We start from the raw sequence: 14,332 nt of genomic DNA, 5'->3' as shown, positions 1-14,332 counted from the left end.
TGGAGGCAAGTGGAGGAAATATGGCATTTTTTTTAGATAGTTTAGGTTTAAGTGAGCTTTCAAAGAATCAAAATGATATTATTGAATTATTCAATAATGTTAACAAAATTAGTGGTGAAGATTATGATTATAAAACTTATACCTATGATGAAGGTCTTGAACTTGTTGCACGTATTAATAGAGATAGTAAAGATTACGATTTTGTAGGTGTTGATTCACATTTTATAAATTCAAATAAATATATATGTAAACCAGTAATTAGTTTGGGACAAACTGCAGAAATTCCTGCTGTGCTTTTTTCATCATTAGATGAAAAGACAGCTTTTTTAGTGAATTTAGTACATGCAGGATTAGTAAAAGGTGAAATGAATGAAAACTCGATTGTAAGTTTACAATTATGTGCTTATCCATCATCTTTAGAGGTGTATGAAAATCGAGAATCTTATGAGTCAGCTGTTAATGATGCTGTTTTAAGAGATAAATCAGTTTTACCTTATTATTATATAAAAAGCTTAGAAAAAGATTTGACTGAGGAAGAGAAAAATAGATTTTTAGATAATATCTTATTTAATTTAATTGCTGCAAAAGTTATTGAAACTAAAGAATATAAGTTTGGAGAAAATCCTTGTTTTATATCTACCTTAGATACCGATTTAGGTAATTTAGATATTATCTATAGTAAAAATATTATAAGTAATCCTTTGACGAAAGACGCTTATGTGGTTGGAGCTTTTTATTTAAGTGCTGAATTTTCATTAACAAATTAAATAAAGAGTAAAATAATGGCAAATAATAATTTAACAAAAATAGCAATTGCGACATCAATTAAGAAACTAATGAAAAGCAAAAGTATAAGTAAAATTTCTGTATCAGATATTTGTCGTGATTGTAATATAAATAGAAAAACTTTTTATTATCATTTTGGTGATAAATATGAATTACTAATTTGGATTTTTAAAGAAGAAGTAATTGATTATACATTTGAAAAATGTGAATCTATTCACAGTTATGAAGGTGCTTTATGTTTTTTAACTTGTTTATATAATGATGCAAATTTTTATAGAAAAGCTTTTCAAGAAATGGGGCCACATAGTTTAAGAGATTATTTTGGTCAGATTATAAAACCTATAGTTGAAGATGTTATAGAAGCAGATGATTATGATATAGAAATAATAACATTATCTGAATCTTTTTCTGATTTTTTAGTTTCATCGTTTTTAAGATGGTTAACAGGATATCCTGTTCTACCACCTGATGAATATTTAGAACAGTTAATTAGTGTTGGATCTGTACTGTCTATAAAATTAGCTAAACTTTTTTATGATGTAATCAATAAAGATAATTAATAAAATTTATAAAAGTATTAAGAAAGAATCTATCAAGATTCTTTCTTAATCTTTGTTTTATATTATAATTTTATCCAACCGAAAACATTAGCAATTGAACTTACTAATATTACAATTAAACAAATTCCTGCTAGATATTTCATAAAGAAATTATAGACTTTTTTTCTTTTAAATTTTGAAGAAATTTCAACTTCTTCTGCAATTTTATCTAAACCAACAACTTTAAGTATTAATATAAGGGTAGCTAATGCTGCTATTGGCATCATTATTGAATTAGTAATAAAATCAAAGAAGTCTAAGAAAGTCATATTAATTATCTTGATAAACTCTAAATAACTAAATCCTAGTGCAGATAAAGTTCCGAGTCCAATTATAATTAATGCGACAATTATAGTACTTTTCTTTCTACTTAAATTAAATTGATCTTCGAAAGTTGAAGCACAAGTTTCTGCAAGTGAAATAGAAGATGTGATTGCTGCAACAAAAACTAGTAAAAAGAATATAAAACCAATAATTGATCCAAATCCCATGCTAGCAAATATTTTAGGAATTGTTATAAACATTAATGAAGGTCCAGCGTGTAAAGTTTCTAATTGACCATTAGAAAAAGCAAAAACTGCTGGAATAATCATTAGTCCTGCTAGAACAGCAACACCTGTATCAAATAATTCTATCTGTGAGGTAGAAGCATCAATATCTACATCTTTTTCTAAGTAAGAACCATATGTATATAAAATACCCATTGCTAGAGACAGAGAATAGAATAATTGTCCCATTGCTGCTACAAATGTCATCAAAGATAATTTGCTTAAATCAGGAATTAAAAAATATTTTACTCCTTCTAATGCACCTTCTCTTGTAATTGAATAAACACTTACAAAAATTGCTAACAGTAGTAATAAAGGCATCGCTATTTTAGAAACTCTTTCTATTCCTTTTTTTACTCCAAATAGTATTATTAATGCAGTAGCTAATGCAAAAATTACAAAATAAAGTTCAACTGATACTCCGTTAGTAATAAAAGAGGTAAAATAACCATCATCTGCGATAGAGAGAGTATTTCCTTTTATATAAGAAACAAGATATTTTAATACCCATCCACCAATTACACAATAATAAGGGGCTATTAACATAGGAACTATTGCATTAATCCATCCACCTACTTTAAAAGATGAGGTCTTTCCAAAACTTTGAAAAGCTCCAACTGGACTTTTTTTTGTCATTCTTCCTAATGCTGTTTCCGAAATTATTAATGCATATCCAAAAGTAACCATTAATATTAGATATACTAATAAAAAAGTTCCACCACCATATTTTGCTGCTAAGTATGGAAATCTCCAAATATTTCCAAGTCCTACAGCAGATCCTGCTACTGATAAAACATAACCCATTTTCCCAGAGAAAGATGCTCTAGTTTGTCCTTTTGTATTCATTTTAACCTTCTATATATAAAAATTTTGCAACATAACACTATCACTATAATGAATAGTTAATCAAGAGTATAATAATTAAATAGATTTAAACTTATTGTTTTGTGTTATATGGTAAAAAATAAGTTAATAATTTATTAAAAGCTAATTTTATATTTTAGAATACAGAAAGCTAAAGGTAAAAAGATAATAAACTATAGAGAAGAAATTTATGTTATATTATGCATTAGGTATTAAGTGAAACAATATTTATGCAATTAACTAATTTAGAGGAGAGTGTATGAAAATATTATTTATTGGAGGAACTGGAACTATAAGTTCTGCTATCTCAAAAAAATTAATTTCTATGAAAGAAGAATTATATATATTAAATAGAGGTTCTAAAAATAAAGAATTAGGTTCTGATGGTGTTACTTATTTAACTTGTGATATTAATGATGAAAAAAAAGTTAGTGAGTTAATTAGAGAATTAAATTTTGATGTAGTTGCTGATTTTATAGCTTTTAATCCAAGTGCTATTGAAAGAGATTATCGTTTATTTAAAGATAAAACAAAACAATATATTTTTATAAGTTCTGCTTCAGCATATCAAAAACCTCTTGTAGATTATAAAATTACTGAATCAACTCCTCTATCTAATCCTTATTGGCAATATTCGAGAAGTAAAATTGAATGTGAAAATTTATTGATGAAATTATATAGAGATGAGGGTTTCCCAATTACAATAGTTAGGCCTAGTCATACTTATAGTAATAAAAGTATACCTTTAGGTGTTCATGGTGATAATGGTAGTTGGCAAGTAGCAAAAAGAATGTTGGAGGGAAAGAGAGTTATTATTCATGGTGATGGTACATCATTGTGGACAATGACATCAAATAAAGATTTTGCGAATGCTTTTGTAGGCCTATTATCTAATGTACATGCAATTGGCCAAGCTGTTCAAATTACAAGTGATGAATCATTAACTTGGAATCAAATATATCAAGCAATAGCAGATGCCCTAAATGTTGAATTAAAACCTTATTATGTTGCATCTGATTTTTTAGATTCTGTTTCATCATATGATTTCAAAGGTGGTTTAATTGGAGATAAAGCTAATAGTGTTGTTTTTGATAATTCAAAACTAAAAAGGCTTGTTCCATCTTTCTGTAGTCAAATTAGATTTGACGAAGGTATAAAAGAATGTGTTTCTTATATTTTATCTCATCCTGAGTTACAAAAAGAAGACCCTGAATTTGATAGTTGGTGTGATTCTGTAATAAATGTATTAGAGAGTGCAAAAAAAAATATATAAATATGATATAAATCACCCTTGTTTAAATTAAAACAAGGGTGAAGTTTTGCTACTATAGTTTTGATTTATAGAAAATCTTGACCACCATTTACTTGAATAATTTCACCAGTAATGAAAGATGCATCTTCACTACATAAGAATTTAATTACTGAAGCTACTTCATCAGGTTGTCCAAATCTACCTAATAAAATGTTGTTTTTCCATGATTCGAAAACTTGAGGATTAGTTTGTTTGATATTGTCATGGAAATGAGTATCAATAGTACCTGGGCTTACTGCATTAACTCTAATGTTGAAAGGAGCTAGTTCTTTAGACATAGCACGTGTTGCAGTAACAATAGCTGCTTTACTAGCACCATATATTCCAGCACCAGGGCCACCACCATTATAAGCTGCGTTACTTGCATAGTTAATTATGCTTGCATTTTCACCTTTTTTTAATAGAGGGATGCATTCTTTAGTAATGAATACAGCACTATCAAAATTTAAAGCCATTACAAATCTGAAGAATTCCATATCCATTTCTTCAAATTTCTTTCTTCCACCAAGACCACCTGCGTTATTAATTAATACATCTAAATGATCATATTTTGCTTTGATTTTAACAAAAGCTTCTTTGATTTCTTCTTCTTTTGTTACATCAAAATGATAATAATCATTTTTAATATTTAGTGCATCTAAAGCTTTTTGAGCTTCAGCAGCTTGATCATCCATTATACCGTTAATAATAACAGTATATCCGTTTTTTCCAAATAGTTTAGCACATGCTAAACCCATTCCATCGGTTGCACCTGTAATTAATGCAATTTTTTCCATAATAAACTCCTTGTTTATTTATCGTTGATAAAATCTTCTCGCATAGGTGTGAAGATATCTATTAATTTGCCAGTTTCTAAACATACACATCCGTGCATGACATCAGGTTGTTTGTAAGTTGAATCTCCCGCTTTAAGTATTTTTTTAACGCCATCAATTTCGAATTCAAATACACCTGAAACTATATAAGAACATTGAGAGTGGAAATGTTTATGTAAGACTCCAATTGATCCTTTTTTAAATTCAATTTCACACACCATTAATTCTTTATTATGTGCTAGTACTTTTCTTGTGATTCCTTTTCCAACTGTTTCAGCTGCAATGTCATGATTGTAAAAGAATGATTTCATTTTTTTGTCTCCTTACATGTTAATTTCATTTCAAATTTAGGGTTTTCTATTTTGCTTCTAATTAAGAAACTTATTCGTTTAGTTGATACAGGATTATCCATTGTTTTCATTACATATAACTTTCCATCAATGGGTAAAGTAAATGATAAGTTAATGAATAATGAGCCATTTGATAGTAGTATCTCATTAGTATTTAATTCAAAAATATTTTCTAAATATTGGTAGCCATTATCTTCATATCCAAGATTATTAACTTTTTCTTTAAAGTAATTATCGCTTGAAATTTTGAATGGAGATTCTATATGAAAGATATAATCTTTAGTTAAAGTGTTTTTTGATTCAACAAAAAATTTATCTATAAAACCATTTTTAATTATTTCAATATTCCTTTTATAATTTATATCTTTATATATATCTGAGTGTTGTTTTATTTTTTCAGTATGATCAATTTGACTTGTGTAATTTATATTTTCATACATATCTTTATGTGAAGCTTCGATTTTATTGTTACTAATTTTAGCTATTCCTAGTGTTCTACTAGTGATGTTTTCACCACCACAAATTACTGTATTATGGCAAAATGTATTTCTGTGCCATTTATTACATAAAGTTGATTGATATCCAGCATTAGAAATATCTCTTGAAATCATAATATCTTTATAAGCTACTTCAATGTTTAAAATATCAGGATGAGCATGGCTTGGTCCATTTAGTCCATATTTAACAAATAGGTTTATGTTTTCATTTCTAAGCATTGCAAAATTACTTGTTTCATAATTGTAATTAGATTTATCGATTGGTTTAACTTTTGAATAATTATAATCTGTATTAAATAATAATCTTTCTAAGGCTATTTGATTTGTACTATATATAGATTCAGAAAGTGGTAAAGTAGTTCTAACATTATGTTTATTTTCAATTAGTTTAACTATATTTTTTATGCTATTTTCATCATCAAATACTCTAGCTGCCATATGATATATGTAGCTAAATGTTTTTAAATTTAAATTTGGCCATCCATCATTAGGGTTTGGAAGGATATCATTATCAAAAGAATAATTATAAGCTCTTTCAAGCATATGATTAATTATTCTTTTCTCACTAATCATAAATGGATGATTATGCACTTCACTTAAGAGCATTAAAGTTACAATACCTTCTAACAAAAAGAAATTATAATGAATAGAACCTTCAAACCAAAATCCATCTTTAGTAACACCTTTGTTGAGTTGATTTTTAACTCCAAATTCAGAATTATAACACCAATCATAAATTTTCGAATCATTGCAATAGAGTGCAATTGTTCCAATTGCAGCAATATTCCAAACTCTAATATTGTGAATCATATTTACCTGTGGAGTTAATAAATCAATCATAGGATATAATAAATTCTTTTTTACAGAATTTATAAAATCATATATTTTATCTTCTTGAATTAACTCTAAGGCTTGAACTATTCTGATTGCAATTATGGATTCATTTAAACCTTGTGGCATGATTTTTCCACAACCCCAAGACATGGATTCATAATCTTCAAATTCAAGTCCTTCTTTGTTGTGAATTACAAACTTATCATAGTTGTCACTATAGAAACCAATTATTTCCATAGTAATTAATTGATATTTTTCATCTTTTGTATAAGCATAAATTGTTGCTGATTTTAAAGCTTCTACTATAGCTTCATTTCTATACATATAGGTCCAAACGCCATCATATGGTTGATCTTTATAAACTTTATTACAAACAGAACAAATATGTTCTTTGGGCTTGTTAATATCAAATATTAATCTACCACCATCATTGTTACAAAAATATTGATGACCCCAGTTGCTTCTTGTATTAGGGGTATCATGAAAATTCTCAATAAAATTATTTACATCATTTTTGAACTCATTTATTACGTTTTTATATTCTTTATTATTATCTATTGCTGTTTTAAAATTACTATTTAAAAAATTCATATAACTTTTCCCTTTAGTTGTTTTTTTTGTATAAGGTATGATTAGAAACTATTAATTCATTATTAATAAATTTAATTGACGAACTATTATCGAAAGTAAAAATTTCAACCATATAAAACTTAGTTTCTTTATTTATAGTTTCATGTTTTAGTGACTGTATATTTACTGTACAAACCTTATCTGGTTCTTGTGTTGTCATTACGCTTTTAATTTCAAAACTAGTCTTAGTAGAACTCAAAATGTTATTATCTAGAGCAAAGGTATAGTAGTTAATATTAGTTTTTTCATATCTATATTTTAAAGCGTTTAATATAGTAGTATCATTTTTTACAGCTATAGCTTTTTCATTAGTGTTACAAATACAACTATATTTATGAGGTATTTCACTATCAAAAGCATTGATAAATGCTATGAATGTTTTATTATCAGTAAATACTTTTCTACCAACTTTTTTTAGCTTTAATTCTTTTGGGTATAATTTATGGGCATCACTTTCAAATTCTAAAAAGTTGTTTTTATAGTTTATATTTTTTATCTCAGCTTTATAATTTTCATTTTCTAGGTGAATGTTATTGTAATTATTATCTTGTACTCTTTTATTAAATGAACTTAGATAAACATCGTTAACATTATGTACATCACATAATTTATCATCTACTAATAGAGAACTATGATGATATTCCATAATATTTCTATTGTATCCATCTTCAGCAGTTAAATAATTTTCCCCATTGATAATAATATAACTTAGATGATCTGGATGATTGTGGGATAAGCCTCTATATTCATAACCTGTTTTTTCTTTCATTTCACCTAAAGTTAACCATTGTTTTTTTCCACCAGGATAACCACATTTAAAACTAAATACTTTAGCATCTTTTTCCCAGCTACTTCTGCTTGTTATCAATCCTAAATCAGGAAAATATTTAAATAATGGTAGATTATTTATATTTTTTTCAGAAATAGTTGGATCATAAAAGAGATACTCTAAAAAAGCTTCAGGCATTATTCCAGGTTTCACTTTGCTCATCTTAGCTTCTTCTTCTAATAAATTATTTATAACATATGAAGCTAAGTATTGTGCGAAGCTATTATTATATTCTTTTGCTACTAGCCTATAAATACAAGCAGGATGTCCACTATGAGTGTCATGAGTATCTCCAAAGTTGAGTTGTCTAGATAAATCAGGAGCACTTTGATATATGCGATAATATATTGTGTTTTCTAAAAATTTAACTTCACTAAATTTATCTATATTTTCTTCACTTTTTAGAAGATATGCATACATAAATAACCACATAGCTCCGTAACGCCAATATACTACGCCTTCATAATCTGAGCCATCTTCACTTAGTAATGGGTATACAATATCAAAATTATCTTTTGCCATTTGTATATAGTTTGAATTATTTAATACATATCCTGCAGCTGCTAAACCTGTAAAATTAATCCAGTTATGGTTTTGTAAATATTGAATTACCCAACCACTTGTATTGTTTTCATTAGCATAGTTATATAAAACTTCTGCTTGTAATTTTAATTTGTTTTTTACAATGTTATTCGTTTTATGATCTAGTGATTGAGATAACCAATCATAAGCTAAAGATAAACCAAATAAATTCCAAGATGCACTTAAATCAACGTTTACTAAATGAGCATGACCCCATTTTTCATATCCACAAACACAAAGCATCCATCTCTTTGCTTCTAATAAATATTTCTCATCCTTTGTTAATAAATAAGCAAGAGCTAAGTTTAATTGTGCAAAGGCCATAAATGTTGAACTACCTTTTGGATGAGTTGGGGAAAGCTTAATTGAGAAATAAGATTCACATTGATTTAATAATCTAATTAATTGTTTATCTCTATTTTCAGGGCATTTATCTAAATATGTTTTTAAATTTCCAATAAATATATAGTGTGATTTTTTCATTTAATTTACCTTATTTGTTTCTCATTTATATTTTTTACTGACATAAAAGGGGAAGGTAAAAGAGATAATAATTGGTAGAAAAAACAGTAAAATACTGCAAATAATATAGGTTCTCCTTTTAATATGATCGTATCTTTTGGAGCATTATTTATAGTGTTTAATAATAAGTTAATTAAATAATAAGTATAGAATGTAAAAATAACTGTTATAAAACATTTTGCAAATTCAAATAACTTCATTATTACACCTTGAACAACAGTTCTATTTTTATACAAACTATTTATAATTATCCCTCTTTTGGTAATATCAAACATCGAATAAATAATTGGATCAAATATAAAAATAGTAACTAATCCTAATGCTGTTGAGAGCATAAATATTAAATCTATTCCTGTAAGACTTTGACCAAGAGAGGATCCAAAAGCTAAAAAGAAATAAACAGCACCTGCAACCCAAGCTCTAATTAATAGAACTTTAGTGTTATCTTTGATTTTGTTTTTATTCTTTTTTTTATTCATTATTATTTCCATTTTTTTATCTCAATGTTTTTATGATTTGGACAATTAATGTAATTGTTCCAACTAAGTAAATGATCAGTTGATTTCTTAATAAAGTGATTGCATGAATTACAACTTCAGGATTATTTATTTTATTTTGTACGATGAAAGCATCATTATAGATTTTCAAAAGTTGATATCCTATAATCACTGTAATAATTACAATAATTAAATTACTAATTTGGCTAATAACTTTATCATTATGCATTCTTATAGTTTGAAATAAAGCTACGACTGACATTAAGACAAACATAAACATTATAAAGCCACAAATTGCATTTTCTAATCTTAGTAGAGCTTGAATGTATGGTGATGTTAATATAAGAGAAGAAAATGAAACTACTATTAATATGATTTTAGTAATGTTGAATAATGAAAAATCATGAGCAATTATTGATAATATATTAGTTATATTTTTATTAGTTTTCATATTAATTAATCCTTAGAGTAGTTTCTGTATCAAAGAAATGCATTTTATCTTGATTAATTTCAACATTAACTTTTTCTTTTTCCACGTTTGCTTTTTCAGATACTGTTGCAGTAATTTTATGATTTTCAGCTTCTAAAAATAATGAATAACATCCACCTAAATATTCTTTGTATAATACTTTTGCACTAAAACTTTTTTCATTAGTAGAAATTTCAACATCTTCACTTCTAAATCCTAGATTAATATCTTTGCCTTCATATGCTTTAACCGAGTTATAAACATTTTCATTTAATTCGATTTTTTTGTTTTTAAATATAAAGCAACCATTTTTTAGTGAACCTTTTATTATATTCATAGGAGGCATTCCAATAAAACCTGCTACAAATTGGTTAGATGGTCTATTATAAACATCTGTTGGTTTTCCAACTTGTTGAATTATTCCATTTTTCATAATTACAATTCGATCAGCCATAGTCATTGCTTCAATTTGATCATGTGTAACATATAATGTTGTAATATCAAGCTCTCTTTGAATTCTGACTATTTCACCTCGTGTAAAGGTTCTAAGTTTAGCATCTAAATTAGATAGGGGTTCATCCATTAAGAATAATTTTGGGTTTCTAGAAATAGAGCGGCCTAATGCTACTCTTTGCTTTTGACCACCTGATAATTGATTTGGGAATCTGTTTAATAATTCTTTAATTCCTAAAAATTCAGAAGTCTTCATTACTTGATCATATATTTCAACTTTTGGTTTGTGCCTAACTTTTAAACTCATTCCAACGTTATCGTAAATACTCATATTTCCATATAAAGCATAATTTTGAAATACTAAAGAAATATCTCTTTCAATTGGAGGAAGTTTATTAACAACTTTGCCATCCATACTAAATGTTCCAGAAGTAATTGATTCAAGTCCTGCAACCATTCTAAGCATTGTGGATTTTCCACAGCCTGATGGTCCAACTAAAACAACAAATTCACCATCTTTTATTTCTAGATTAAAATCATCAACAGCCTTTACACCACCGTCATATATTTTAGTAATATTAGAAAATTCAAGTTTACTCATTAATATGCTCCATTTCGTTTATGTATGGTTTTCTTTCATTTATTATTTTTAATGTTAATAATCCAGAAGTAATTAATAATGCTCCTAAAATTAAATTTAATAGTATATTTAATCCAATCTCTTGATATGGTTTTATTATTAAAGGAATAATAAATAAAGCTCTAAAAATTGCATAAATACCTACAATTAATGTATTTATTGCCCATTTTTTTGAATATACTTTTATTTTTACAGCTGCAGTAAATAGAGCAAAAAGTAATGCTATATTTACAAAAGTAATGATACCCATCATATAATTGACTTCTATTACATCCAAAATTGATAATGTGTACCAAAGTTCAAATAACGTTGAGCATAAAGAAATAAAATATGCTTTTGAGTTACCTTGGAAGAAAGATGTTAGAATAGTTTTTTCTTTTAGTTCCCTTTTATCCATTAATCATTCTCCTCTTAATTTTTTTATAAGTAATATGACTTTTTATTAGGGATAAAGCACTTATTAGAGATATAAGAAAATCAATTACAAAAATAATTACTCCAACTATGAAAGTTGTTGTTTTAATTTGATAATCAATAGCACCTTCTAAGCTTAAGCCACTAAAATCTAAAGAAAGATATGTTTTTTGTAAGCTAGGTAATTCAATTATGGAATAAACACAAAAGATACATACAACTAATAAAACTGAAGTTAATACAACGGTTGCTATTAAGTCTGGTATATATTTATTTACCCCAAAAATATAAAATAAAGCGATTAATACCACTCCATATAAAGTAAACCAAAATATTTGTTGATTGAAGTTTTGCATAAAAACATCATGAAAATAGGCTATATTTGAGTTTTGCTTAAGCATTAATCCAAATAAATCTTTGTAAGCTGTCATAAAACAAAGTGAATAAGAAAATGCTACTACAGCTATGATTATATATAGAGTCATCATAGTTTTTTGTAGTTGTAGCTGTTTTTGCATACTTGTTTTCTCCTTAATAAAAAGTAATGGTGTAGAAGAATGAGGGGGGGAGGGCCCCCCCTCCAAAAAAGTTTATTTCATATTTTGATAAGCATTTTGGTATGTGCTTATGTAAATATCTAAGCCTCTATCTGTGAAGAATTTTAAGTATTCATCATAATTCATTGCTACATCTGTTCCACTAGGAGCATTATTTAATGTTGCATAACGAATTACATTGAATATATATTCTGTTACATCGTCATCACTAGATAAACTAGAAGATTGATCAATAGTTTCACTTTGTCTTGGTGTTAATGAGTATGAAGGTGGAATTAATTTATAATAGTTAGGGTTATCTCCTTTAATACCATCACCAGCATAAGTTGGGAAATTTGTAGTAGAAGCTTTTAATAGAGCCCAACCTTCAAAACCTCTTTGACTTGTTGATTGATATTCGAATCCAATTTGTTTTGGGTAACCAATTGGCATTAGAGCACCTTCCCAGTCACGTAAGAATCTTGAAATATCGCCAGAAGCATATTTATTTGCAGCTTCTAATACCCAATCATCAAATTTAGGCCATTCTTTTCCAGCTGGTCCAATGTATTTTTCACTTTTATCAATATCTTCAAGTAATCCATAGTTTTGTTCAATTTGACCATCAGCAGAGAAATAATAATCCATAACTGTTGCAGCTCTTCTTATTTGTTTATCAGTTGAACCCGATTTTGAAATTACCCAACCATCATTTTTTATTACACGACTATTTCCAATATAGTATTGCCATACACCATTAACTTTTGCTACAGGAGGTAGAATTACAATAGTGTCAGAATTTAATGAGTCAGAAGTTGAAGATGCTATCCAGTCATAAGTTAAGAAACCATAACTTGCTGTTTCACTATCATCAGTACCCCATAAAATTGATCTGAAGTTTGATTTATTAGAAAGATCAAAACAGTCACTATATAGTAAACCTTCAGCAAATAAATCACTAAATCTAGCTAATGAGTCATACATTTCTTCAGTTGTGTATGTAAATTGGATTTGACCATTTTCATCGATATACCATCTTGAAGCATATGAATCAGAACCATGAACTTCAACGCCATCAAAATATGTTGCAAGGCGTAATAAATCTTCTCTATAAGATGATTTTCTTGTAAAGAATGGCCATACTTCATCTGCTTTTCCATCAGTTAAGTATTGAGGATTAGCTTTTACACATCTAAATAAAGCAATTAATTCATCCATATCATAAGCTGCTTTTTCACCAATAAATAATTCAGAAGGTGTATCATAATCATAGTTATTATCAATGTATTTAATAAAAGCTTGTGTTAAAGTTTTACCATTTTTAACAGATAAATTATTTTGGATTTCAATAATGGATTGATTAGTTTTTTTAGTAATTGATAAGCCTTCTTTTGGTGTTACTGTATTTTTTCTTGCATTAGAGTTAACAAAAAAACCATCATAATAAGTTGTAAATTTATCAGTATCATAATTAGCATAACTTCTATCTAAAAGGTCAGTTACCCAAGATTCTCTAATTAATAAAGTTCTAGCAAAGTTGCCAACTTCAGCAATATATGGTACTTGATAAATATTTCCATCATAAGTAGTTATTGATTTTTTAACATCTGGATTTGCATCTAAATATGCTTTGAAATTTGGCATTAAACCTTGATCCATTAACTCATTTAAAGCTACAAACTTTCCTTGAGCTCCATATGCCATTAATTCTGTAGCAATACTATTTCCACCAAAGATGTTTGCATCACTAAAGTTAGAAGCAGATGCTGTTTTTATCATATCAGTAGCTTTAGCATCTTGAATAGAAACATCATAAAATGTGCTATTTGTTTTTTCTGCTATATCACTCCAAACAGGTTTTAGCATACCTGCTGTAATTACGTCTCCATTTGATAATGTTAAAGGGGAACTTTGATTATAAGTCATAGTTCTAGATTTATTACCATAAGATAAATTGAATTTAAGAGTTATATTTTCACTTAAATCATCTTTAACAACGTCAACAACTTGTGTTGTTGCCTCTTGAGTTGTTGTGTCAGTTTCACCTGGAATTTCTTTAGATCCTCCAGCAAATACAGAAGTGAAAGATGCAGTAATTAATAAAGTAATTAAAGCAATATTTCTTTTTTTCATATAATATACCTCCTTTTGGTAT

14 protein-coding genes are annotated in these 14,332 nt (G+C 27.4%); 3 read left to right on the top strand and 11 right to left on the bottom strand.

The window, feature by feature from the left end; translation table 11 throughout:
* Window positions 1–20 precede the first annotated feature (20 nt).
* Window positions 21–767: a hypothetical protein gene (locus ACPKM0_RS08400; protein WP_472475088.1), complete on the top strand. Its 747-nt coding sequence runs from the start codon at window positions 21–23 to the stop codon at window positions 765–767.
* A gap of 15 nt (window positions 768–782) precedes the next feature.
* On the top strand, window positions 783–1,346 hold the full coding sequence (locus tag ACPKM0_RS08395; protein ID WP_472475087.1) for a TetR family transcriptional regulator: 564 nt from the start codon (window positions 783–785) through the stop codon (window positions 1,344–1,346).
* A 62-nt stretch (window positions 1,347–1,408) separates the two neighbouring features.
* Here ACPKM0_RS08395 and ACPKM0_RS08390 read toward each other — a convergent pair whose 3' ends face one another.
* The gene (locus ACPKM0_RS08390; protein WP_472475085.1) at window positions 1,409–2,779 is read right to left on the bottom strand and encodes a sodium-dependent transporter; all 1,371 of its coding nucleotides are present in this window, start codon (window positions 2,777–2,779) and stop codon (window positions 1,409–1,411) included.
* 277 nt (window positions 2,780–3,056) lie between these two features.
* On the opposite strand from ACPKM0_RS08390, the gene ACPKM0_RS08385 reads away from it, so the two are divergent.
* Entirely contained in the window at window positions 3,057–4,070 is a 1,014-nt protein-coding gene (locus tag ACPKM0_RS08385; protein ID WP_472475083.1) for an SDR family oxidoreductase, read from the top strand.
* A 65-nt stretch (window positions 4,071–4,135) separates the two neighbouring features.
* Here ACPKM0_RS08385 and ACPKM0_RS08380 read toward each other — a convergent pair whose 3' ends face one another.
* The 10 genes from ACPKM0_RS08380 to ACPKM0_RS08335 form a co-directional block, all read right to left on the bottom strand.
* A complete protein-coding gene (locus tag ACPKM0_RS08380; RefSeq protein WP_472475081.1) occupies window positions 4,136–4,885 on the bottom strand; it encodes an SDR family NAD(P)-dependent oxidoreductase in 750 nt (249 codons plus the stop codon).
* Between the two features lie 14 nt (window positions 4,886–4,899).
* Window positions 4,900–5,235: a cupin domain-containing protein gene (locus ACPKM0_RS08375; protein WP_472475080.1), complete on the bottom strand. Its 336-nt coding sequence runs from the start codon at window positions 5,233–5,235 to the stop codon at window positions 4,900–4,902.
* Window positions 5,232–7,196, bottom strand: a complete 1,965-nt coding sequence (locus ACPKM0_RS08370) for a heparinase II/III domain-containing protein (protein ID WP_472475079.1) — start codon at window positions 7,194–7,196, stop codon at window positions 5,232–5,234. The genes ACPKM0_RS08375 and ACPKM0_RS08370 overlap by 4 nt, the downstream gene beginning before the upstream one ends.
* Before the next feature lie 13 nt (window positions 7,197–7,209).
* Window positions 7,210–9,129, bottom strand: a complete 1,920-nt coding sequence (locus tag ACPKM0_RS08365) for a hypothetical protein (protein WP_472475077.1) — start codon at window positions 9,127–9,129, stop codon at window positions 7,210–7,212.
* 5 nt (window positions 9,130–9,134) lie between these two features.
* Window positions 9,135–9,647 (bottom strand): hypothetical protein, encoded by a 513-nt coding sequence (locus ACPKM0_RS08360; RefSeq protein ID WP_472475075.1) that lies wholly within the window; start codon window positions 9,645–9,647, stop codon window positions 9,135–9,137.
* Between the two features lie 16 nt (window positions 9,648–9,663).
* Window positions 9,664–10,116 (bottom strand): hypothetical protein, encoded by a 453-nt coding sequence (locus tag ACPKM0_RS08355; RefSeq protein ID WP_472475073.1) that lies wholly within the window; start codon window positions 10,114–10,116, stop codon window positions 9,664–9,666.
* Between the two features lies 1 nt (window position 10,117).
* Window positions 10,118–11,188 carry an ABC transporter ATP-binding protein gene (locus ACPKM0_RS08350; RefSeq protein WP_472475072.1) on the bottom strand — a complete coding sequence of 357 codons (1,071 nt, stop codon included), beginning with the start codon at window positions 11,186–11,188 and terminating at the stop codon, window positions 10,118–10,120.
* A complete protein-coding gene (locus ACPKM0_RS08345) occupies window positions 11,181–11,624 on the bottom strand; it encodes a hypothetical protein (RefSeq protein WP_472475071.1) in 444 nt (147 codons plus the stop codon). Before ACPKM0_RS08345 ends, ACPKM0_RS08350 begins: the two co-directional genes overlap by 8 nt.
* Window positions 11,617–12,159 carry a hypothetical protein gene (locus ACPKM0_RS08340; protein WP_472475070.1) on the bottom strand — a complete coding sequence of 181 codons (543 nt, stop codon included), beginning with the start codon at window positions 12,157–12,159 and terminating at the stop codon, window positions 11,617–11,619. The genes ACPKM0_RS08345 and ACPKM0_RS08340 overlap by 8 nt, the downstream gene beginning before the upstream one ends.
* 72 nt (window positions 12,160–12,231) lie before the next feature.
* Complete coding sequence (locus ACPKM0_RS08335) at window positions 12,232–14,310, bottom strand: type 2 periplasmic-binding domain-containing protein (RefSeq protein WP_472475068.1); 2,079 nt, start codon at window positions 14,308–14,310, stop codon at window positions 12,232–12,234.
* Between the last annotated feature and the right edge of the window lie 22 nt (window positions 14,311–14,332).

It is taken from the genome of Pleomorphochaeta sp., from assembly GCF_050031695.1.
GTDB lineage: Bacteria > Spirochaetota > Spirochaetia > Sphaerochaetales > Sphaerochaetaceae > Pleomorphochaeta.
This window is presented reverse-complemented; position numbering and strand designations above follow the sequence as displayed.